The following is a 22,746-nucleotide window of genomic DNA, read 5'->3' as shown; positions in this document are numbered from 1 at the left end:
TCGTTTAATCATTAAGATTAGAAGATTAAGATATATATAATTTTTTCTTTTTTAATTTAGGAGCTAATCCCGCTATCCGTTCCAATCTTTTGTGTCCGCTGCGGCGGGCACAAAAGGATTTCCACTTTTATCGGGGCTAGGGTCTGGTATTCAATTCAAGTTTTCGGTATACTGAAAACTGCGACTGCGACTGAAAACTAAACTTTAGTCTCCAATGCTTTCATTACATCCACTAAAATCTGAACACTTTCGATCGGCATAGCGTTGTAAATAGATGCTCTGTAACCACCAACAGAACGGTGTCCTGGCAATCCTGAAATTCCGGCTTCTTTCCATAAAGCATCAAAAGTTGCAGTGTGATCAGCATTGTTTAATAAGAAAGTAACATTCATGTTAGAACGATCTTCAACAGCTGCAGCACCTTTAAATAATGGGTTTCTGTCGATTTCAGTATATAATAAATCAGCTTTTGCGTTGTTTAATTTTTCAACAGCAGCAATTCCACCTTTTTCTTTGATCCATTGTAATGTCAATAAAGAAACATAAACAGCAAAAACAGGAGGAGTATTGTACATACTTTCTGCTTTAATATGTTTAGCGTAATCTAACATACTAGGAATTGTTCTTCCGCTTTTCTCTAAAATTTCTTCTTTAACCACTACCAAAGTAGTTCCTGCAGGCCCCATATTTTTTTGAGCACCAGCATATATTAAATCAAATTTTGAGAAATCCAATTCGCGAGAAAAAATATCAGAACTCATATCGCAAACAACAGGAACGTTAGTTGCCGGGAATTCTTTCATTTGAGTTCCAAAAATGGTATTGTTACTTGTACAGTGAAAATAATCAGCATCACTTGGTATAGAATATCCTTTTGGAATATGGTTGTAATTTTCTTCTTTTGAAGAAGCTACAACAACAGTTTCTCCAAAATATTTAGCTTCTTTTATTGCTGCAGTTGCCCATGTTCCTGAATCTAAATAAGCAGCTTTTCCGTTTTCTTTCATCAGGTTGTAAGGAGCCATCAAGAATGCTGTACTTGCACCACCTTGTAAAAATAAGGCTTGATATCCTTTTCCCTGAAGTCCTAATAACTCTAAAGCAAGGGAGCGAGCTTCATCCATAACAGCAACGAAATCTTTACTTCGGTGCGAAATTTCAAGGATAGATAATCCTGAATCATTAAAATTTAAAATTGCTTTTGATGCCTTCTCAAAAACTTCCTGAGGTAAAATACTTGGACCTGCGCTGTAGTTGTGTTTTTTCATGGTTGTTGTTAATAGTCGAAAATTTTAAAGATGCAAATTTCGTCAATAGGAGCTGAAAAAGCGATAAATTATTCGAAATAATTAAACATATTTTTACTTTGTTGTTAACAAAAACGTTATAGTATCCACGTTATCTGCATAATCCCACAATTGAGGATTTTGCGTTTGCCCGAATGGAATGCTATTTTCGATTAAATCGTTGCTTACGATACACTGAATTTGTTCAGAATCAGCTTTAAGGCGAGCCTGTAATTCTTCGATGTTTTCATAAAATTCATAAAAAACACTCGAAATCGGCGAGGCATAGCTCGGATCTTCTTTTATAGTCAAGAAACCATTATCCAATAATTTAAAATTACTCATTAAAAATACGGCTTTGTTATAGTCGTAATTGTTAGCGTATTTTTCATAATGAATAACGTCCTGATATTTGAAAATACCTTCAAAAAAAGCATCAAAAGAATACCCTTTCGGAACAAAAATCTTAGAAACATTACGGCATCCTAATCCGAAATAACGGAAAATATCTTCACCTAAAGCTTCTAATTCTTCTTTGCTTTCTTTACCGTTTAAAACGGCAGCCGAATTTCTGTTTTTTCGAATGATTGAAGGTTTATCTTTAAAATAATATTCGAAATAACGGGCTGTATTGTTACTTCCGGTGGCAATTACGGCATCAAAGTTTTCCAGTTTGCCTTCCACGAAAGTGATTTTATCTTTTAAACTTTCATCAACAGCAATTAAATATTTAGCTAAAAACGGCAATAAGTGCTGATCGTTTGATGATGTTTTAATTAAAGCTTTATTTCCGGTAATCAAAACAGATAAAAAATCATGAAAACCAACTAATGGAATATTTCCGGCTAAAATTAATGCAACTTTTTTTTCGGTGTTATTGTTTTGAGCAAATTCATCAATATAGTTAGAAAGCCATTTATTAAGATTTTCTTCAGTTAAAGCATCAGCCCAGGATTTTATAGCAAAATAAACTTGTTCAGGCGTATACCAGCCATTATGAGATTGTGATAATAGTATCAGCTTTTCGAAATCATCAAAAAATAAATCGTTATGTAGGACATTCGATTCTTTAACTGTATCGTTTTCGGAAAATTGTTTTAAAAATTTCCCTAATTCAACAAAAACACTTTTTTTTGTTTCTAATGTCATAATGTTTGTTTATGAATTGTTTTGATTGTAATTTTGCACAAAAATAAGCTATATTAAGTTATAAGACAAAGCAGAATAAAATCTTCGTATTATTATTTCTGAACTTGTAACTTTTAACTCGTAACTAAGAAAAAAATGGCAATAATTATAACAGACGAATGCATCAATTGTGGGGCTTGTGAACCAGAGTGCCCAAATACAGCAATTTATGAAGGTGCTGATGATTGGAGATACAAAGATGGAACTAGTCTTAAAGGAAAGGTAATTTTACCTGACGGAACTGAGGTTGATGCAGATGATGCGCAAACTCCAATTTCTGATGAAGTATATTACATCGTTCCGGGAAAATGTACGGAATGTAAGGGTTTCCATGATGAACCTCAATGTGCTGCAGTATGCCCTGTTGATTGTTGTGTACCAGATGATAACCACGTAGAAGATGAAGAAACCTTGTTGAACAGACAAGCGTTCTTGCATGGAGAATAATATCTTTTAATTCAATTTAAAAATCAAAAAAATCCTGAGTGTAGTTGCTCAGGATTTTTTTATTTATCAAATATAAGTTTTTTATTATTTTTACGCTGTATTTTGCTGGTACATAATGATTTATTTTGTTAATTTGATAACAATATTTTAATAAATGCCTATGAGAGGACTGATACTTTTATTTGTTATTTTCGTTAACACTGCCATTTTTGCTCAAAAAGTGGAGTATTCTATTGTCGTAAAAGATATTGAAACACAATTGCCTATAGAAAATGCAACTGTGCTTATTATGAAAACGAAACAAACATTACTAAGTAATCAGGACGGAAAGGTAACTTTTGAATTGAACGGTGCATCTAATCTTCAGGTTTCAGAGACCAATTACGAAAAAGTAACGCTTCGTTGGGGACCTTTAAAACCAGATCTATTTGTGGTTTATCTTAAAAGCAACAACAATAAGCTAGCCGAAATTGTTGTCTCTAAAGAAAAGCCGGAAAAAAATCTTCAAAAAATTGTTTCTAATTCAAGGCAAAAATTGGCTAATGCCTATAGATTAAAAGTTTATGTACGTGAGTTTTTCATGTTAGATAATAAATACTCTTATTATAATGACGGATTGGTGAATTTTCAATTTGAAGGGAATCAAAAGAATTCAACTACGACATTATTAGTAGAGCAAAATAGATCGTATGGATTGTTAGAAACAGATGTTTCTGCCAATCTAATGGGATATAATTTGAATAACATTATGGAGAATTATTCAAATTTAAAATATTTTGATCCTCTTTTAGATTCGAAAACCAAGAAAGAATATGAGTTTACTACAACAGGACATCCAAATAATAAGGATTATTATATAATGTCTGTAACTCCATTGGATAAATCTAAAAAAGCACTTGATACTTTTGAAATTATTTACGATCCGACAAAAAAGTTAATTGTAGAATTTAGTATTATTATAAAACCTGGAAATCTCGCCCAAATTGAAGAACAAACAAAAGTAGGTTCTAAAAATGTTACCAGATCACAAGTTAAGGTAACGTACAGAATTGATGGTGAAGATTATTATTTACTAAGTTCAAATGAAGAAATTGCTTATGATTTGATTTTAAAAGATCAGGTCAAAAAAAACATTCAGGTTCGCAATAATTTTATCACAACGAATTTCAACAGACAAAACTTTACTTACAAAGAAAGTGATGTTTTTAAAGAGAAAACGCTTTTCAATAAAAAGAACAAGATTCTGACTAAGTATTGGGATCTATCCGGATTTACAGCGACTGACGAAGAAAAAGGGATTGTAAATGGATTAGAATTTAAGCTGTAATTTTTAAGCTGTGACTATAATAAAAAATCCTGAGTATTGAACTCAGGATTTTTTGCTTTTAGAACACATAGAAGAATAGATTTTGCAATTCGGAGAAAGCGTTTCGCTTTTAATCTTAAAATTAGAACTATGCGAATAAGTTCTTACTATACTAATTCGTTAAAAGAGAAAATCTACGTTTCTATGTGTTTTAAATTTTATTAGAAATTAAATCCAAGTCTTGCGTAGTAATAAGCTCCGCTGAAACCCATTTGAACGGCATCCCAGTAACCTCCGGCTTCAGTATTACCTTGCTCGTCTTGCTTAGTTGGATATACATTGAATAAGTTATTACTACCTATACTTAATTTTAAATTTTTGTTAATTCTGTACCCTAAAGTTAAATCAGTTACTAATCTTGGGTTATAAACATCATCTTCATCAGCATAATCAACCAAAACGACTTTACTGAAACGAGTGAAAGCCAAACCTCCATCAAATTTATTTTTAGAATAAGTTAAGTTTAAACCGAATTTGCTGTCCGGAGCCGAAGCCAATAAAAAGGCTTTTTCACGTTTTCCAAAGAAAGTATCCGCATCTAAATCTCCATTTTTTACTTCGTCGATTTTCATATTGTTAATGTTACCCACTAAAGTTGCTCCAATATTTCCGAAATCGTATGTTTTTTTCCAGGAGAAAACTAAATCTAAACCATGTGTGCTGGTATCAACACCATTAGCAAAAAATTGCGCTTCAGAAACACCAAGATTTAAACTGCTTGCATCAAAATATCCGGTAAGAACGATACGGTCTTTTACTTTAATATAATATCCATCAATGGTTGTTGTGAAGTCTCCAAAAGTTCCTGTAAATCCTAACGAACCATTTATTGCTTTCTCTTCATTTAATTTTTCAATTCCAAAAGCTCTTGTTACGGGACTGTCGTTTGGCGCCAAAAGTACTTCTGTTGCGCCGCTTGCATTAAAGTTGGTGAAACGTAAGTTGTAATAAACCTGAGCTAATGAAGGAGCACGGAAACCTGTGCTGATAGATCCTCTCATGTTAATATGATCGCTAAGTTTAAGTCTTGAAGCTAATTTTCCGTTTAAGGTGCTGCCAAAATCGCTATAGTTTTCAAAACGAACCGCTCCACTTACCATAAAACCTTCCGTAACATCTAACTCGGCGTCAGTATATAAAGAGAAGTTGGTACGACTTTCATTTACTTCGTTTGCAGGACTATATCCAGGGAAACCCTGAGAACTTCCGGGTCTTGGTTCTCCTGAAATAGGATCTATAGGAGCGCTTTGAGTTGTTGGGTCTGTAATAGGTTGTCCGTTAGTATCGTAAGTTGTGTAAGAACCTTCTTCGCCAGCGAAAATTTTAAATTGTTCTACTCTAAATTCTGTTCCAAAAGCAATATTGAAGCCGCTCATTACATCAGCGTAGTTTTTAGAAACATCAAAATTGGTAGTGTTTTGAAGTAAACTGTGACCTCCTGCATCAAATTCTGTTGGAGAATTTTCTTCAAGCGAAGCATTTAAAGTTCCTTTAATATCATATTGAAATTTATTTTGTCCCAAAGTATTACTGAAATCTAATTTCCATCCACCAGAAGTTTCTGTTCTAATTCCGGCTGCAATCGAATTGTCATTAATTTTTGATGTAATTCTTGGTGTATATCCTCCAGGGTAAATAGCTTCTACAACTCTTTCTCCATCATTTCTTGTAAAAGCATAAGCATCAGTATTTCTAAAATTACTGCCGCCAAAAGCATAAAATTCTGTTTTATCAGAAATTGGAATAGCCAAATTGGCAAATAAATTTACACCCTGAATTTCGGCATCACCAAAACCTTTTCTGAAATCATAACTAGGTCTTAAGGTTTTGTTTTTGTTTAAAAACTCACCTGTTACATTTACATAACCACCTTTAGATCCAATGGATGTACCATAATTGGCAGCTATTTTTACAGATCCTCCGTCAAAATCCTGGTCCTTTCCGTACGAGTTTCCATATCCATCTTTGTCTAATCTGAATCCTTTTGTGTTTGGCGTTCCTGGTAAAAAATCACCTTTTGCATTGGTATTAAAAACACCATAAGTAACGGAACCAGTAAGTTCATTTACGTTGTCATTAGTTACGATATTAATAACTCCGGCAATAGCATCAGAACCGTATTGTGCTGCAGCACCATCTCTCAAAATCTCAATTCTTTTTATTGAAGCAGCTGGAATTGCATTTAAATCCGTTCCGGTATTTCCGCGTCCACGGGTTCCAAATAAATTGATTAGAGACGATTGGTGTCTTCTTTTTCCATTAATTAAAACCAAAGTCTGATCTGGACCCATTCCTCTCAAAGAAGCCGGATCAACGTGATCGGCACCATCAGAACCAGATTGTTTGTTGGCATTAAACGATGGCGCAACATATTGTAGCAATTCGTTAATTTCTAACTTTCCACTTTGTGTCGTAACATCTTTTACATTGATAACATCAATAGGAACGGCAGAATTTACTACAGTTCTTTTAGTATTTCTCGATCCAACAACGACAACATCATTTAAAACCTGTCCGCCGCTTTCATCTAAGGTGATGGCTAAATTACTATCTGATGCAGATTTTTCAATTGTAGAATACCCTACATAACTAAAAATCAGTGTAGCACCTTCTTTAACTTTAATTATAAACCCTCCTTCATAATCAGTTGAAACACCATTGTTTGTCCCTTTTTCGACAACATTAACGCCTGGTAAAGCTGTGCCTGTTTTATCTTTTACGGTACCTTTGACTTCTTTTTGAGCAAAAAGAAACGCCGTATTTAGTAGAAATAATAATAATACAATCTTTTTCATGGTTTGGTTAATTTTGGTTTATTGTTTTGTTTGTTATTTGATAAAATTAATATTTTTTAACAAAAACTTAATAAAAAGTTTAAAAAATTTTCAGAAAATACTTTAAATTATATTAATCAGCATTTTTACTTCACTTACGAGCTATTAAATCTTATATTTGCAAAATTTTAAAGCCAAAAAATATCATTTTGGCAGAAACAAAAAATCAATACGTAAAATATAAGTCAGTAAAAGTGACTCTTTTATAATTTAATGAAGAGTAGTATTGCTGTAACCTGAGAGCTTCAGGATAAATAAAAATAAACAGAAACAACAGATGAAAGCAGGAATTGTAGGATTACCAAATGTTGGAAAATCAACATTATTTAATTGTTTATCTAATGCAAAAGCGCAAAGTGCGAACTTTCCGTTTTGTACAATCGAACCTAATATTGGTGTTGTAAACGTTCCGGATCCAAGAATCAACAAATTAGAAGAATTGGTAAAACCAGAGCGCGTACAAATGGCAACAGTTGATATCGTTGATATCGCAGGTTTGGTAAAAGGGGCAAGTAAAGGTGAAGGTCTTGGGAACCAGTTTTTAGGAAACATTAGAGAGTGTAATGCTATTATTCACGTTTTGCGTTGTTTTGACAATGACAATATTGTTCACGTTGACGGAAATGTAAATCCAATTCGTGATAAAGAAACTATTGATATCGAATTACAGCTGAAAGATTTAGAAACTGTTGAAAAACGTTTGGAGAAAGTAAATCGTGCCGCTAAAACCGGAAATAAGGAAGCGCAAACTGAAAAAGCACTTTTAGACAGAATCAGAGAGGCATTACTACAGGCTAAGTCAGCTCGTACTGTTGTACCTCAAGGAAATGACGAAGAGGTTTTAATGGAATCTTTCCAATTAATAACGGCAAAACCAGTATTGTACGTTTGTAATGTTGATGAAAATTCAGCAGTAAACGGAAACAAATATGTAGATCAGGTTCGTGAATTAGTAAAAGACGAAGATGCTGAAGTTATCATCCTTTCAGTAGGAGCAGAGGCTGATATTACCGAATTAGAAAGCTACGAAGAGCGTCAGGTTTTTCTTGAAGATATGGGATTAACAGAGCCAGGAGCTTCAGTTTTAATTCGTGCAGCTTACAAATTATTAAAACAACAAACGTATTTTACGGCAGGTGTAAAAGAAGTTCGTGCGTGGACAATTAACATTGGGGCAACTGCGCCTCAGGCAGCAGGAGTTATCCACACTGATTTCGAAAAAGGCTTCATCCGTGCAGAAGTTATCTCTTACGAAGATTACGTTCAATACGGTTCTGAAGCAAAAGCAAAAGAAGCAGGGAAATTCAAAGTTGAAGGAAAAGAATATATCGTTAAGGATGGTGATGTGATGCACTTCCGTTTTAACGTGTAGATTTTAGAAAATAGAATCAAGAATAAAGAGAATAGACTTGAACTGCTGAATTTTTTCAGCAGTTTTTTTTATGTTTAAAATTTAATTGCACACAATCTTGTCATCCTGAGGAACGAAGGATCACACTAGTGACTCGACAAAGATGGGCGATTCTCTGTGCGGAGATTCGTGTGTGATCCTTCGTTCCTCAGGATGACAAAAACGAGAAAAAAATCCGTTTAAACCAGCGCTTTCGCTCTAGCGAATCCGTATCATCCGCATGCCATTTCCCTGCTTTACTCTCCAAGATTTTTCCTGAATTTATTTTTTGGCTTAAAAATTGGTTACAACAAAATAACCTAATTTATTAATCCAAAAATAACCAACCAAATGCTAAAAAAAACTTTCAGATTCCTAAGCTGGACATTACTGGGGATTATTACTTTTCTCGTTTTATATTTAATCTCCATGTATCTGATTTCAAAAATTACAGTCAATTCAGATATTGCACAAGTTGATGAAAAAGACGCAATTCCTATTTACATTCTTTCCAACGGAGTTCACACCGATATTGTCGTTCCGGTTGTAAATGAAATTAAAGATTGGCGAAAAGAAATACAATTCAGCCAGACACAGTCTAAAGATTCATTGGCAAGCTTGGTAGCATTTGGCTGGGGCGATAAGGGTTTTTATTTGCATACACCGGAATGGTCCGATTTAAAAGCGAGCACAGCTTTAAAAGCAATTTTTGGAGTCAGTTCTTCAGCTATGCACACTTCATTCTATAAAGGACTTACTGAAAACGAAAATTGCAAACGCATTTATATTTCAAAAGAAAACTATCAGAAGCTAGTTAATTATATTTCTGCCAGTTTTAATAATCCAACAAATCCAGAATGGATTCAGGGTTATAGCTACGGAAAAAAAGACGCGTTTTATGAAGCGAAAGGAAGTTATAGTCTTTTTTATACCTGCAATACCTGGGCAAACAGCGCATTAAAAGCTGCCAATCAAAAAGCAAGCTTATGGACGGTTTATGATAAAGGGATTTTTTGTCATTATCAATAAATCAGGTTATGAAAAAGATAATTTTCATTCTGATTTTATTAGTTATATCGAGTTCATGTAAAAAGGCTGATGCAGCATCAGATTATGATGGTATCAAATTTTATTTTGAAAACCCTCAACCAATTAATGATTCTGAATTAAATAGTTTTCCTTCTAAATTTAAAGGATTGTATATGACTCAAGATTCTACTTTTTTAAGAATTGAAGAGGATAGAATTTTAAGGGAATATTTTTTTAAATTCAATGTTCATAGAAAAGAAATGGATTCCTTGAAATCGGAATATGATCTTGTTGACGGAAAATTAATTACTAAGGACACTAAAGATAAATTTGATATAAAAGTAGTTGGTGATTCCATAGAATTGTCTCAAAAAAGTACAGACACATTATTTAGACTATCGTATAATCAAAAAGCAAAACGTATCGGTGGTCATTTGGTTTTAAGTACAAGGGATTCTATTTTTTGGGAGACTGAAATAGTGTCATTAGAAAATAATGTTCTTAGATTTAAGAGCATTTATCAACCGGAAGATTTACAAAGGTTAGACTCCGTTACCGCCATAAAAGGGAAAATTTTAGATTCACTTTCCTATTTGATAAAACCAACGAGAAAAGAATTCAAAACTATTTTAAAAATTAAAAATTTGGGTATAGATCGCGAATATTCCAAAGTTTCAAATTATGATTATAAAAAAACATGGTAAAAATATAAGATTTGCTCAAAAAGCAACAATTCAAATTTTTGACTAATTCTTAAATTTGAGGGAATATCAAAAATACAGCAAATGAGAATTAAAAACATATTCGCCAAGTCTTGGTTTCTTCTAAAAAATACCTTTTTAGAATTTAACGATGATAATGCTATTAAGCTAAGTGCGGCATTGGCTTATTACACCATATTTGCCTTACCTCCTTTATTAATTATTATCATTACAATTTGTGGTTTCTTTTTTGGGGAAGAAGCTGTAACAGGAGAATTGTACGGACAAATAAATGGTTTGGTAGGTAACGGCGCGGCGAGTCAGATTCAGGAAGCTATAAAAAACGTGCAATTATCGGGCGATAATGTTTTTGCAACCGTATTCGGAATCGTTATGTTATTAATTGGAGCGTCTGGAGTTTTTGCTGAAATACAAAGCTCTATAAATTTTATTTGGGGATTACGTGCAAAACCAGATAAAGGAATTAAGAAATTTATTCAAAACCGCTTAATGTCATTCTCGATGATTGCTTCCGTTGGATTTTTAATGTTGGTCAGTCTTTTTATAAGTACAACATTAGACTTACTTAGTTCACGTTTAAAAGTATATTTTCCGGAAAGTACCGTTTATTTGTTTTATGTGGTTAATATAATTATTGTTCTAGCGAGTATTACAACTCTTTTTGCTATTATTTTTAGAACATTACCTGATGGAAAAATAAGATGGAAGGATGCTTTTATAGGATCAGGAGTTACAGCTATCCTTTTTATGATTGGTAAGTTTGCTATCGGATTTTATTTAGGAAGCTCTACAGTGGCATCCGTTTACGGTGCAGCGGGATCTGTAATTATTATTTTGGTTTGGGTTTATTATTCGGCAATAATTCTGTATTTTGGAGCAGAATTTACGAAAGTCTACGCAAAATCTTATGGAGGGAAAATCTATCCAAACGAATATTCAGTCGAAATAGCCAAAGAGATTTATGAAATCGACGAACCGAAAAAAGAACCAATAGAAGAAACATTACAAAAAGAGAAACCATGAAAATAGTAGCCTTTGGAGGAAGTAACAGTACGCAGTCAATCAATAAACATTTAGCCACTTATGCGGCAGGTTTATTCGAAAATGCGGAAGTTGAAGTTTTAGACCTAAATGATTTCGCAATGCCATTATTTGGTGTTGATCTTGAAAAAGAAGTGGGTCAGCATGACCTTGCTAAAACATTTTTGGCAAAAATCAAAAGCGCAGATATTTTAGTAGTTTCTCTGGCGGAGAATAACAATAACTATTCGGCAGCATTTAAAAATCTATTTGATTGGTGTTCCCGAATTGTCAAGGAAGTTTTTCAGCAAAAGCCAATGTTGTTATTAGCGACCTCACCTGGCTCAAGAGGCGGTGCTTCTGTTTTAGAAATCGGACGCAATGCTTTACCAAGATACGGAGCTGACATAAAAGCCACTTTTTCATTGCCTGCTTTTAATGCCAATTTTGATTTAGATCAAAATAAAATCTCAAATGCTGAGTTAGATAAAGAACTCAGAAATCTTATTAAAGAATGTTTTTAATTCTATGAAAATAAAAAAGATTTTTTTTCTGTTCCTTTTTTTGAGTGTATTTTTTCTCCAATATTCTCACGCGCAAAAATATAGCGCTGTGGATAAGGCCGTTTTAAAGTATCCAAAAAGTTTTGAAACCACAGAAGAACTAGCGCAAAGAATCGATAAAGATTTTAATTCAGATTATGACAAAGCAAGGGCTATTTACAGTTGGATGGCCTTCAATATTAAATACGATTTTAATGCTTTTTTAAATCCTCCAAGAACACAAAGTTTTTCTTATCGCAATGAAGCAGAAAAGCAGAGAAAAATACAAGAGTTGAATGATAATATGCTTCAAAAAACATTCAAATCTCAAAAAGCTGTTTGTGAAGGGTTCACGCTTTTGTACCAGCATTTAGCTTCATTGGTTGGAATAAAATCGGAAATTATTCGTGGTGATTCCAAAATCAGATTGGCGGACATTGGTCGAAAAAATACCACTTCAAATCATGCCTGGAATACCGTTTTAATTGATGGAAAATGGCGTTTGGTAGACGTTACCTGGGGTCAGGGTTATTATGATAGTTCTAAAGGCAGAATGGTAAAAGATTTTGAACCCGCCTATTTCGATACAGAACCCGATTACTTTTTTGCGAAACATTTCCCTGATTCAGGCTCTTATTTAGGTCATAAATTAAGTAAAGAAGATTTTCTTAACGGACCTTTAATTTATAATAAAACAATTGCAGGAGATAATAAAATTATCGCTCCTGAATCTGGAATTATAGAAGTCACTAAAGGTGAAAAAATAATATTTCAGATAAAAAATATTTCAAAATCCAGTCAGTTTTTTTATTTAAACAAAAGAAATCAGGCTGTTAGAGTCGTAAATGCAAGAGAAAAAAGAGGAGGTTTAGAATTTCAAATTACGTTTGATAACACGATAGGTGATTATATCACATTTTTCCTGGATACTAATAGTATTGCTTCTTTTAAAATAGTTTCAAAATAAAGACGCTGGGATCATTGTTATGGCAATTTTATTCTTTTCTCAAATTGCCGTATCTTAGCAGTTAGGGAATTTGAAAAATAGCAACTTGTCTTATGGAAACAACTTTTTTGAAATCAATCTTAGATAATGATTTCTATAAATTTACGATGCAACATGCCGTAATAAGGCTTTTTCCAAAAGCAAAAGTACGTTATGGTTTTATTAATCGTGGCAAACATATTTTTCCAGCCGGTTTTGCAGATTTACTTCGAAAATCTGTTGATGCAATGGCTGATCTTCGATTGACAAAAGACGAAAAACATTATTTGTCACATCATTGCCCTTATCTTGATCCCACTTATTTAGATTTTCTGCAAGGTTATAGTTATGATCCGTCTGAAGTTCATATTTCTCAGGAAGGTTCTGATATAAAAGTTACAGTTGAAGGTTTTTGGTATCGTACTGTTTTATGGGAGGTACCCTTAATGGCTTTAATTTCTGAACTTTTTTATAAATCCAATCATTTGATTCGTTTAAATGATGAAGCTATCAAGGAACTAACAAAAAACAAAATTGACAATTATAATAAACTTGGAGTTTCAATTTTAGAATTCGGCACAAGACGTCGTCATTCTTACGATGTGCATGTTTTGGTCAACGAAACGTTAAACGCATACGGTTCTCAAAGTTTTATTGGTACAAGCAATGTACATTTTGCCATGGTCAATAATAAAAGGCCTTTAGGAACGCATGCACATGAATGGTTTATGTTTCATGCCGCTCAATATGGCTTTAAAATGGCGAATTTGATGAGCCTGGAACATTGGACACAAGTTTATGGCGGTGATCTCGGAATCGCACTTACAGACACCTATACAACAGATATCTTTTTTAATCAATTTGATAAAAAATATTCCAAACTTTTTGATGGTGTGCGACATGATAGTGGAGATCCGATTGAGTTTGCCCAAAAAGTGATTATGCACTATACAAAAATGGGAATTGATCCGAAATCTAAAATTATTGTTTTTTCAGATTCGCTTAATTTTGACAAAGTAAAAACGATAACCGATTTTTGTAGGGACAAAATTAAAATGTCATTTGGTATCGGAACCAATTTTACCAATGATGTTGGTCTTCCATCCATGAATATGGTTATAAAATTAACCGATACAAAACCCGATAATACACATTGGCAAGGCGTTGTTAAACTTTCTGACGAAAAAAATAAAAATACGGGAACTCCCGAAATGATTGCTTTGGCAAAAGAAGTACTCGGAATCAAGTAGTAATTTTTTGTTTTAGAACTGATTTTATCTACTTTTAAAGCTTGTATTTTTTTAAAATCAATTTAAATAAAATTCAAAGCTGTTATTATTCATAACAAAAAAAAAAATACGCTTTTATTTTTTACGTAGAAATGGTACATTAGCCAAAAATCCAATTCATTTATGCTAGAGCAAAATCAATATAACGAAGATAATATACGATCACTCGATTGGAAGGAACATATTCGTATGCGTCCCGGAATGTATATCGGGAAATTGGGAGATGGATCTTCGCCGGATGACGGTATTTATATTCTTTTAAAAGAGGTTTTAGACAACTGTATCGATGAGTTCGTAATGGGCTCTGGTAAAACTATTGAAGTGACTATCAAAGATAAAACGGTTTCAGTTCGTGATTACGGACGTGGAATTCCGTTAGGAAAAGTAGTTGATGTAGTTTCGAAAATGAACACAGGTGGAAAGTACGATTCTAAAGCTTTCCAGAAATCAGTTGGTCTGAACGGTGTCGGAACAAAAGCGGTAAATGCTTTGTCCAACTATTTTCGTGTAGAATCCGTTCGTGATGATAAACAGAAAGCGGCTGAATTTTCAGGAGGAAATTTGGTTTTAGAAGAAGATGTAGTCGAAACAACAAAACGAAAAGGAACAAAAGTTACTTTTACTCCAGACGAAACTATTTTCAAAAATTACAAATTCCGTATGGAATATGTAATTAAAATGGTTAAAAACTATTGTTACTTAAACAATGGTTTGACGATTATTTTTAACGGAGACAAATATATTTCTGAAAATGGTCTCCGCGATTTATTAGAAGAAACAATCAGCGAAGAAGATTTAGAATATCCAATCATTCATTTGAAAGACCACGATATTGAGATCGCTTTAACGCACAGTAAAACACAATACAGCGAAGAGTATCACTCATTTGTAAACGGACAAAACACTACACAAGGAGGAACTCACTTGGCTGCTTACAGAGAAGCGCTTGTAAAAACTATTCGTGAGTTTTACAATAAAAACTTCGAAGCATCTGACGTTCGTAAATCGATTGTAAGTGCAATTAGTATAAAAGTAATGGAGCCGGTTTTTGAATCTCAAACGAAAACCAAATTAGGTTCTACCGATATGGGTTCTGATGACGGAACAACACCAGTTTCTGTACGTACTTTTGTGAATGATTTTGTGAAGAACAAATTAGATAATTATTTACATAAAAATCCTCCAACAGCAGAAGCTTTATTGCGTAAAATTTTGCAGGCTGAAAGAGAGCGTAAGGAATTATCAGGAATTCGTAAACTGGCCACAGATCGTGCTAAAAAAGCCAATCTCCACAATAAAAAATTGAGAGATTGTCGTGCACATCTTCCGGATACAAAAAACCCAAGAAACTTGGAAAGCACCCTTTTTATTACCGAGGGAGATTCAGCTTCCGGATCAATTACAAAGTCTCGTGATGTAAATACGCAAGCCGTTTTCAGTTTGCGTGGTAAGCCCTTGAATTCCTACGGAATGACAAAGAAAATCGTGTATGAAAACGAAGAATTCAATTTGCTTCAAGCTGCATTAGATATCGAAGATGGTTTAGAAAAATTAAGGTATAACAACATTGTAATCGCAACCGATGCCGATGTCGACGGAATGCACATTCGTTTGTTACTGATTACTTTCTTTTTACAATTCTTTCCCGAATTAATCAAAGAAGGACATCTATACATTTTACAAACACCACTTTTCAGGGTTCGTAATAAAAAAGAAACCATTTATTGTTATTCGGAAGAAGAAAGAAGAGATGCCATCGAAAAATTAAAACCAAAACCAGAAATTACCCGATTTAAAGGTTTGGGAGAAATTTCACCAGATGAGTTCAAGAATTTTATTGGAGAAACAATTCGATTAGACCCAATTATGATGGATAAGAATACTTCAATTGAGCAACTTTTGTCTTTCTATATGGGAAAAAATACACCGGACAGGCAAGAGTTTATTATCAAGAATTTGAAGGTGGAATTGGATGCGGTTGAAGAAGTATAGAACACATGAATAAAAAAACATTGATTTACGTAGTTGTTGCATTCATTTTAAGTTTTGCACTGACTTATATTCTTATAAAAAGCTACAAAAAGAAACAAAACCATACCATAGAAAACGTTCAGGTTAAATAAAATAATTCGGAATCAAAATAAATGAAAGACGAAGACGACAACATAATTCCAAACAACGAAGAGAATAATTCAGAAGAAAATCAATTTGATGAAAATCAGGAAAGTGATGATTCTGAAGAAATAATCAATGTAGACGCTAAGCATTTTGAAGGACAGCATTTTTACGAAAATGAGGAAGAAGAAGGCGAAGACGTAATCACGAAAGTCACCGGTATGTACAAAGACTGGTTTCTTGATTATGCTTCGTACGTAATTTTGGAACGTGCAGTTCCGGCGATCGAAGATGGTTTTAAACCGGTGCAGCGTCGTATTATGCACTCCTTAAAAGAGCTGGATGATGGTCGTTACAATAAAGTTGCCAATGTTGTGGGTCACACCATGCAGTATCACCCACACGGAGATGCCAGTATTGGCGATGCCATGGTACAAATTGGTCAAAAAGACTTATTGATTGACTGCCAGGGAAACTGGGGAAATATTTTAACAGGCGATGGAGCGGCAGCTTCTCGTTACATTGAGGCACGTTTATCTAAATTTGCTTTAGAAGTTTTATATTCTCCAAAAATTACCGATTGGGGTGTTTCATATGACGGTCGTCGTGCAGAACCGAACAATCTTCCAGTTAAGTTTCCGTTGCTTTTAGCACAAGGAGCAGAGGGAATTGCAGTTGGACTTTCGACTAAAGTTTTACCTCACAACTTCAATGAATTAATTGATGCTTCAATAAAAATTTTAAAAGGAAAACCTTTTACATTATATCCAGATTTCATGACACAAGGTATTGCCGATGTGTCAAATTACAATGACGGATTGCGTGGTGGACGTGTGCGTGTGCGCGCAAAAATTGCTCAATTAGATAAAAATACATTGGTAATTACGCAAATTCCGTTTTCGACCAATACAACTACTTTGATTGACAGTATTTTGAAAGCCAATGATAAAGGCAAAATCAAAATCAAGAAAATTGAAGACAACACTGCGGCTGATGTAGAGATTTTAATTCATCTTTTCCCTGGCGTTTCTCCGGACAAAACGATTGATGCTTTGTTTGCTTTTACAGCATGCGAAACCTCTGTAGCACCTTTAGGTTGCGTTATTGAAGACAATAAACCGTTGTTTATTGGGGTTTCTGAAATGTTGAAAATTTCAACGCATAGAACTGTTGATTTACTGAAACAAGAATTAGAAATTCAGTTAGAAGAATTAAAGAATAAATGGCATTTCTCAACTTTGGAGAAAATCTTCATCCGTGAAGAAATGTACATTGAGTTCAAATTATATTCTGATAGAGAATCTCTTTATAAATATTTATACGATCGTTTTGAGCCTTTCAAAAAATCATTCGTTAGAGAAATTAATGATGATGATTTACAAAGACTGACCCAAATTCCGATGATTCGTATCACTCGTTTTGACTCTGACAAAGCAGATGATTTCATCGCTAAGTTAGAAGACGAAATGAAAGAAGTAGAGCATAATTTGGCGAATTTAACAGATTTTGCAATTGCCTATTTTACAAAACTAAAAGAGAAATACGGAAAAGGACGCGAACGCCAAACTGAACTTCGTGTTTTTGATAATGTTGAAGCGACAAAAGTAGTTTTAAGAAATACAAAACTTTACGTAAATCGTGAAGAAGGTTTCGTAGGAACTAGCTTGAAAAAAGACGAATATCTTACCGATTGCTCTGATATTGATGATGTAATTGTGTTTTTACGAGATGGTAAAATGATCATCACTAAAGTCGATGCCAAAACATTTGTTGGTAAGGATATTATACACGTTGCAATTTTCGATAAAAGTGATAAGCGCACAATATACAACATGATTTATCGTGACGGAAAATCAGGCCCTTCATATATAAAACGTTTTAATGTGACAGGTGTAACACGTGACAAGCCGTATGATTTGACTAATGAAACGGCTGGATCGCAGGTCGTTTATTTTTCACATAATCCGAATGGAGAAGCTGAGGTAATAACAATTTTATTACGTCAGGTTGGAACGATTAAAAAATTGAAATTTGATATCGATTTTGCCAAGTTAGCAATTAAAGGACGTGCTTCAAAAGGAAATTTAGTTACGAAATATCCAATTAAAAAAATCGAATTAAAAGAAAAAGGAATTTCGACGTTATTGCCAAGAAAAGTTTGGTTTGATGATACTGTAAAACGTTTAAATGTTGATGCTAGAGGAGAACTGCTTGGAGAATTTAAGCCTAGCGATAAAATCTTAATCGTTAATCAAACTGGAAAATTAAAAGTTATCATTCCTGAATTATCGACTCATTTTGATGAAGATATGATTGTGTTGGAAAAATGGAATCCGAAGAAACCAATTTCGGCAATTTATTATGATGGAGAAAAAGAGCGTTATTATTTGAAACGCTTCCTGGTTGAAAATGAAGGCAAAGAAGAAAGCTTTATTACAGAGCATCCAAATTCGCAATTAGAAATAGTGTCGACAGATTATCGTCCGGTAGCACAGTTGATTTTTGCAAAAGTAAAAGGAGTTCAAAAAGAAGATTTACATATCGATGTTGAGGATTTTATAGCCGTAAAAGGTTTTAAAGCTTTAGGAAATCAATTGACAACTGATAAATTAAAGCAAGTCAATTTGTTAGATCCCCTACCTTATGAAGAACCGGTTGAAGAAGTCCCTGAAACACCGGAAATTTCAGAAGATGATTCAGTAGAAACTGAATTAGATGATGATGGACAGATTGGTTTAGTTTTAGAATAATATAAAAACAAAAAAAAGGCTAAGAGAATTTCTTAGCCTTTTTTTGTTTTCAAGTTTAGTGTGCTCTGCCAAAACTTATTCTTTAATCCATTTAATTACATCATTTTCAATTGTAACAACCATTTTATCGCCATCTTTTACTTCTCCTGTAATAATTTTTTTAGCCAGTGAATGGGATTATTTGTGCGACAGCTTCACGAAATATCTTAAAAATAGATCTTCAAATGTATTTCCGTATCGAATATTTGTAGATTAAAATCAGAAATGCCAGAATTTAAGTTCTGGCATTTTTGATTGGATTTATTTGGTTTTATTGGTATCTTTTATCTGTCAAAGTTTTCATAAAAGCAACAAGAGCTTGCTCCTCTTTCACAGTTAAATTCAATTTATCAAAAGGGAGTGTCTGATTTTCTACTGCATAACCTAGACCTTTTCCACCTCCTTTGTTGTAAAACGAAACAACTTCTTCTAAAGTTTTAAAGACTCCGTTATGCAAATAGGGAGCAGTTACTGCAACGTTTCGAACTGTTGGTGTTTTAAATGCGCCAATTAATTGAGACATCTTATTGTATTGATACCTTCCCAAATCAGGGCTTAGTTTTTTTCCTGACTCTTCGTTTGGAGTGCCTATAACTTCATGCTCGGTTTTGGAATAGCTTGGTGGAACAGTTCCATTAAATAAAGGAGTAAAATGACAAGTCGCACATTTTGCTTTCCCCATAAAGAGATTCATTCCTTCAATTTCCTGGTTGTTCAAAATGTTTTTTTCTCCCCTCATATAAAGATCAAATCTGGAGTCGAAAGAGTTTAAAGATCTTACATAACTTGCAATAGCATTTTGAATTTGCCAGGTTTCGGGTTTTGCAGTTTTGGGATAAGCTTTTTTAAACATTTTTATGTATTCTTTGTCCAGAAGAATTTTAGCATGAATATTAATCATTGAACCATGCATTTCGTCTTTATTCTGAATTACATCAACACTTTGTTTTTCTAAGTCTAATTGTCGCATATCCCAAAACTGGGCATTTTGTAAGGAAGCATAAGTCAGAGTAGGAGTGTTTCTTGCTAAATTAGATCCCGTTAATGAAACATTTGTTTTTAGACCGTCTGTAAATGCTTTTTCGGGATGATGACAAGTTGCACAACTTCTGTCATTATCTTTAGAAAGACTTCTGTCATAAAATAATTTTTCTCCTAAAGCCGATTTTTCAGCTGTGAAATTATATTCATCTGAAAGAACAAATGCATTTACGTCAAAAGCATCTTTGTCAAATAAAGTTTCTATAGTTGGCTTTAAGGGGCTACTTTTCTTTACGTTTTTAATATTTTCTTCCTTTTGAAAAGCTTTTATTTTCTTCGAAATTGGATTTAAATATTGGGTGATGAAAAAGGCTCTGTTAAAGTCATTAAAATTATTGTTTTGGCTACAGTAGGTTTGCGCTTTTTGTGTTAATTTTTTTATATCAGGCAACGATTTGTTCTTAGAATTTATTTTTTCCAAAGATTGAGGAATCACAATTAAACTTTCTCCGGCTTCTAAAACTGAAGATTGTAAAATCGGACTATCAAAACCTGTAATTCCCAAAGTAATTACTCTAAAAACATTTTGTTCTATTGCATCCAGGACATAATCATCGCTAATGGTTATAACTCCGAATGTGTTTTTTATCTGTTTTATATTAGATTGAAAAATATGCAATTCTCTAACTATATCTTTTTTGTTTTCTAGAGAATACTCTGGATAAATCATTTCTTCTATAACCTGAAAACCGTGCGGTTCAAAAGATTTATTTTCTTCTAATTCCATTTCATCCAATGCCGGGCCATTCATAAACCTTGCTGTGTCGGGGATAAAATATTCAATTGCCCATTCTACTTTTTTATATGCTAACCGACACTTTTTAAATTGGACTAGAATTTCTTTTTGTGACGAATTGTTATTGACAAGCTTTTCAAGCTGAACAATTTTATTGTTTAGTTTGGTTAGTTCAATTAGTAAATCTTGTTTAATCGTTGTCTTTGGAGCTTCATTTTTTTGACATGAAAAGAAAAAACAAAGCGTTAAAAATAGAAAAGTAAAGTGTTTTAATTTCATAATAATATTGTAATAAAAACAACCCTTATCAAAAAAAATAAGGGTTGTTGTATGTGATTTCGATTGAAAATTATTATCGTTGTACGTTTCTTATAATAACAGTCTGCCCACCTTCTTTAACTTTACTAACTCCTGAACCATCAGCATTTTCAAATTTATCTAATTGCCATGTATGCGGGTGAATATTTAAAGTAAAAGTATCTGGAACACCAATTAAATCTGAAATATCATTCATAGCACCAAACTCCCAGCTACCGAATCTCATTTCACCGGTTTGGTTATATAAAGTATTCCAAGCCACATCTGTTCTTTTATGGTTCATGTTCAACCACGCTTTATTTTGTTTTGTAGCGATGTTATATTGCCAGATATAAGAATCATGTTTAGCATCAGCATAATAACTGTCTCCATCTTCCTGAATATAAATGAAATTCTCAGTCACGCATAAGTTGTCAGGATTGATTATTCCTGTTCCAGGTGTACTGTCACCTTCTACAGCTAATTCTAAAGTTCCTTTAAGCGGATCGGTAGCATCCATTTTAAGTTTATAAACACGTCCCCACATTGTATATCCATCTACAGGAACGTTGGCAGTAGCCTGCCCGGTGGCTGTAAAATAAACTTCTCTATTATTGCTGGCACTTCCTTTTCTGTAATCAACATCTTCAACTCTTGAAAAGCGAATAGCTCCTAAAGAGTTTACTGTAGTATTAATAACTGCACCTGTTAAGTTTTTAGCATTCGGAATTTCAACAAATGAAACTGGATAGGAATTGTTTAAAGTCATAGTGGTTTCTACCTGATTTCCATCTGTCCTTTTTAAAGCATATAATTTTCCGTTTGTAAGATCGCCTACAGTTGTGCTCATATACATAATTAACTGTCCTGCACTTGCGTGAGCAGTTGTATAAGATTGATCTTCACCTATAATTATTATCGTTTTGCCAGGATAAGCTTCTTTTGTAAGCGGAACCGCATTTTCCATACTTGCTTTTCCTAAAGCTGGTAAAATTCTATCCGTTCTGCTTTTATCTGTTGTTAATCCTAATGGGTTAATTCCGTGAACCATGCTTTCCTGATTAGTTTCTCCGGCAGTTAAAAAAATCGGACCAAATCCGTGTATTTCCGGAGTTACTAAAGTTGCAGAACACAAACGCGTCATACCACCAACTCCGTCTACAATATATTCTCCTTTTACAGGTTTAAAAGTTTTATCTAAATAAACTCTTGAAACAGATTGTACTATTTCGTGATTTGTAATCATAATATAACCTTCTCCATTCGGATTTTTCATTATTCCGGCACCATCGGGTTGTGCTCCGTAAACAAATGAAGGTGATTCAGGCAACACATCAGAACTAGCAATTAAAGTGCTAATTTTTAAGCTCTCAAAACCTGTCATTGGATAAACAAAAGCAGGAACTTGTGAATGTGTAGTAAAGTCGATGTCAGCATTAATATCTTTTGAAGAATCTTTGTCATCATTTTGACAGCTCATTACAGATAAAGCTGTAAATCCTAATAATGCGATTGATTTTAAAAAATTAGATTTCATAATTGTTTGTTTTTTTTAGATAAAGCAAAGCTATCTTCGAAAAACAAAAAGTATGTTATGTAAACCTTTTAAAATTGATATTAAATGATAAGGGATATATTACTAAAAAGTAAATTTTTGATGATAAATGTAA

General features: G+C 33.4%; 16 protein-coding genes. 11 read left to right on the top strand and 5 right to left on the bottom strand.

Translation table 11 applies throughout. The features are described from left to right. Window positions 1–197: 197 nt before the first annotated feature. A complete protein-coding gene (gene serC, locus AC6CH4_RS17440) occupies window positions 198–1,268 on the bottom strand; it encodes a 3-phosphoserine/phosphohydroxythreonine transaminase (protein WP_498105184.1) in 1,071 nt (356 codons plus the stop codon). A gap of 93 nt (window positions 1,269–1,361) precedes the next feature. Continuing rightward, on the bottom strand, window positions 1,362–2,435 hold the full coding sequence (locus AC6CH4_RS17435) for an acyl-CoA reductase (protein ID WP_498105182.1): 1,074 nt from the start codon (window positions 2,433–2,435) through the stop codon (window positions 1,362–1,364). A 135-nt stretch (window positions 2,436–2,570) separates the two neighbouring features. Between AC6CH4_RS17435 and AC6CH4_RS17430 the strand changes: the two genes are divergently transcribed. Together AC6CH4_RS17430 and AC6CH4_RS17425 are read left to right on the top strand one after the other, a co-directional pair. Beyond that, window positions 2,571–2,921: a 4Fe-4S dicluster domain-containing protein gene (locus AC6CH4_RS17430; RefSeq protein WP_042564137.1), complete on the top strand. Its 351-nt coding sequence runs from the start codon at window positions 2,571–2,573 to the stop codon at window positions 2,919–2,921. Between the two features lie 160 nt (window positions 2,922–3,081). Then, complete coding sequence (locus AC6CH4_RS17425; RefSeq protein ID WP_498105180.1) at window positions 3,082–4,248, top strand: hypothetical protein; 1,167 nt, start codon at window positions 3,082–3,084, stop codon at window positions 4,246–4,248. Window positions 4,249–4,448: 200 nt separating this feature from the next. Here AC6CH4_RS17425 and AC6CH4_RS17420 read toward each other — a convergent pair whose 3' ends face one another. Continuing rightward, window positions 4,449–7,082 carry a TonB-dependent receptor gene (locus AC6CH4_RS17420; protein ID WP_498105178.1) on the bottom strand — a complete coding sequence of 878 codons (2,634 nt, stop codon included), beginning with the start codon at window positions 7,080–7,082 and terminating at the stop codon, window positions 4,449–4,451. A gap of 316 nt (window positions 7,083–7,398) precedes the next feature. Between AC6CH4_RS17420 and ychF the strand changes: the two genes are divergently transcribed. From ychF to AC6CH4_RS17375, 9 genes are all read left to right on the top strand, one after another. After that, window positions 7,399–8,493, top strand: coding sequence for a redox-regulated ATPase YchF (ychF, locus tag AC6CH4_RS17415; protein WP_115847615.1), 1,095 nt, complete (start codon window positions 7,399–7,401; stop codon window positions 8,491–8,493). 369 nt (window positions 8,494–8,862) lie between these two features. Continuing rightward, the gene (locus AC6CH4_RS17410; RefSeq protein ID WP_498105176.1) at window positions 8,863–9,540 is read left to right on the top strand and encodes a TIGR02117 family protein; all 678 of its coding nucleotides are present in this window, start codon (window positions 8,863–8,865) and stop codon (window positions 9,538–9,540) included. Window positions 9,541–9,548: 8 nt separating this feature from the next. After that, window positions 9,549–10,244 (top strand): hypothetical protein, encoded by a 696-nt coding sequence (locus AC6CH4_RS17405; protein WP_498105174.1) that lies wholly within the window; start codon window positions 9,549–9,551, stop codon window positions 10,242–10,244. Between the two features lie 81 nt (window positions 10,245–10,325). Beyond that, on the top strand, window positions 10,326–11,285 hold the full coding sequence (locus AC6CH4_RS17400) for a YihY/virulence factor BrkB family protein (protein ID WP_498105172.1): 960 nt from the start codon (window positions 10,326–10,328) through the stop codon (window positions 11,283–11,285). Then, entirely contained in the window at window positions 11,282–11,806 is a 525-nt protein-coding gene (locus AC6CH4_RS17395; RefSeq protein WP_498105170.1) for an NADPH-dependent FMN reductase, read from the top strand. Before AC6CH4_RS17400 ends, AC6CH4_RS17395 begins: the two co-directional genes overlap by 4 nt. An 88-nt stretch (window positions 11,807–11,894) precedes the next feature. Continuing rightward, window positions 11,895–12,791: a transglutaminase domain-containing protein gene (locus AC6CH4_RS17390; RefSeq protein ID WP_498105168.1), complete on the top strand. Its 897-nt coding sequence runs from the start codon at window positions 11,895–11,897 to the stop codon at window positions 12,789–12,791. Between the two features lie 92 nt (window positions 12,792–12,883). Further along, window positions 12,884–14,059 carry a nicotinate phosphoribosyltransferase gene (gene pncB / locus AC6CH4_RS17385; RefSeq protein WP_498105166.1) on the top strand — a complete coding sequence of 392 codons (1,176 nt, stop codon included), beginning with the start codon at window positions 12,884–12,886 and terminating at the stop codon, window positions 14,057–14,059. A gap of 162 nt (window positions 14,060–14,221) precedes the next feature. Continuing rightward, window positions 14,222–16,090 (top strand): DNA topoisomerase IV subunit B, encoded by a 1,869-nt coding sequence (locus AC6CH4_RS17380; protein ID WP_498105164.1) that lies wholly within the window; start codon window positions 14,222–14,224, stop codon window positions 16,088–16,090. 152 nt (window positions 16,091–16,242) lie between these two features. Next, window positions 16,243–18,963, top strand: coding sequence for a DNA gyrase/topoisomerase IV subunit A (locus AC6CH4_RS17375; RefSeq protein WP_498105162.1), 2,721 nt, complete (start codon window positions 16,243–16,245; stop codon window positions 18,961–18,963). A gap of 310 nt (window positions 18,964–19,273) precedes the next feature. Here AC6CH4_RS17375 and AC6CH4_RS17370 read toward each other — a convergent pair whose 3' ends face one another. Then, window positions 19,274–21,058 (bottom strand): cytochrome-c peroxidase, encoded by a 1,785-nt coding sequence (locus AC6CH4_RS17370; protein ID WP_498105160.1) that lies wholly within the window; start codon window positions 21,056–21,058, stop codon window positions 19,274–19,276. A gap of 73 nt (window positions 21,059–21,131) precedes the next feature. Further along, complete coding sequence (locus AC6CH4_RS17365) at window positions 21,132–22,613, bottom strand: PhoX family protein (protein WP_498105158.1); 1,482 nt, start codon at window positions 22,611–22,613, stop codon at window positions 21,132–21,134. Window positions 22,614–22,746: the final 133 nt, after the last annotated feature.

The organism is Flavobacterium sp. GQ95 (assembly GCF_059758655.1).
The sequence above is the reverse complement of the archived record's forward strand: the minus strand, read 5'-3'. Positions and strand labels throughout refer to the sequence as shown.

Excerpts from the sequence above, each read along its gene's own strand:
- AC6CH4_RS17405 (WP_498105174.1), top strand. The coding sequence starts at position 9,549 with ATGAAAAAGATAATTTTCATTCTGATTTTATTAGTTATATCGAGTTCA.
- AC6CH4_RS17435 (WP_498105182.1), bottom strand. The coding sequence starts at position 2,435 with ATGACATTAGAAACAAAAAAAAGTGTTTTTGTTGAATTAGGGAAATTT.
- AC6CH4_RS17370 (WP_498105160.1), bottom strand. The coding sequence starts at position 21,058 with ATGAAATTAAAACACTTTACTTTTCTATTTTTAACGCTTTGTTTTTTC.
- serC (WP_498105184.1), bottom strand. The coding sequence starts at position 1,268 with ATGAAAAAACACAACTACAGCGCAGGTCCAAGTATTTTACCTCAGGAA.
- pncB (WP_498105166.1), top strand. The coding sequence starts at position 12,884 with ATGGAAACAACTTTTTTGAAATCAATCTTAGATAATGATTTCTATAAA.
- AC6CH4_RS17430 (WP_042564137.1), top strand. The coding sequence starts at position 2,571 with ATGGCAATAATTATAACAGACGAATGCATCAATTGTGGGGCTTGTGAA.
- AC6CH4_RS17395 (WP_498105170.1), top strand. The coding sequence starts at position 11,282 with ATGAAAATAGTAGCCTTTGGAGGAAGTAACAGTACGCAGTCAATCAAT.
- AC6CH4_RS17410 (WP_498105176.1), top strand. The coding sequence starts at position 8,863 with ATGCTAAAAAAAACTTTCAGATTCCTAAGCTGGACATTACTGGGGATT.
- AC6CH4_RS17425 (WP_498105180.1), top strand. The coding sequence starts at position 3,082 with ATGAGAGGACTGATACTTTTATTTGTTATTTTCGTTAACACTGCCATT.
- AC6CH4_RS17400 (WP_498105172.1), top strand. The coding sequence starts at position 10,326 with ATGAGAATTAAAAACATATTCGCCAAGTCTTGGTTTCTTCTAAAAAAT.
- AC6CH4_RS17380 (WP_498105164.1), top strand. The coding sequence starts at position 14,222 with ATGCTAGAGCAAAATCAATATAACGAAGATAATATACGATCACTCGAT.
- AC6CH4_RS17420 (WP_498105178.1), bottom strand. The coding sequence starts at position 7,082 with ATGAAAAAGATTGTATTATTATTATTTCTACTAAATACGGCGTTTCTT.
- ychF (WP_115847615.1), top strand. The coding sequence starts at position 7,399 with ATGAAAGCAGGAATTGTAGGATTACCAAATGTTGGAAAATCAACATTA.
- AC6CH4_RS17365 (WP_498105158.1), bottom strand. The coding sequence starts at position 22,613 with ATGAAATCTAATTTTTTAAAATCAATCGCATTATTAGGATTTACAGCT.
- AC6CH4_RS17375 (WP_498105162.1), top strand. The coding sequence starts at position 16,243 with ATGAAAGACGAAGACGACAACATAATTCCAAACAACGAAGAGAATAAT.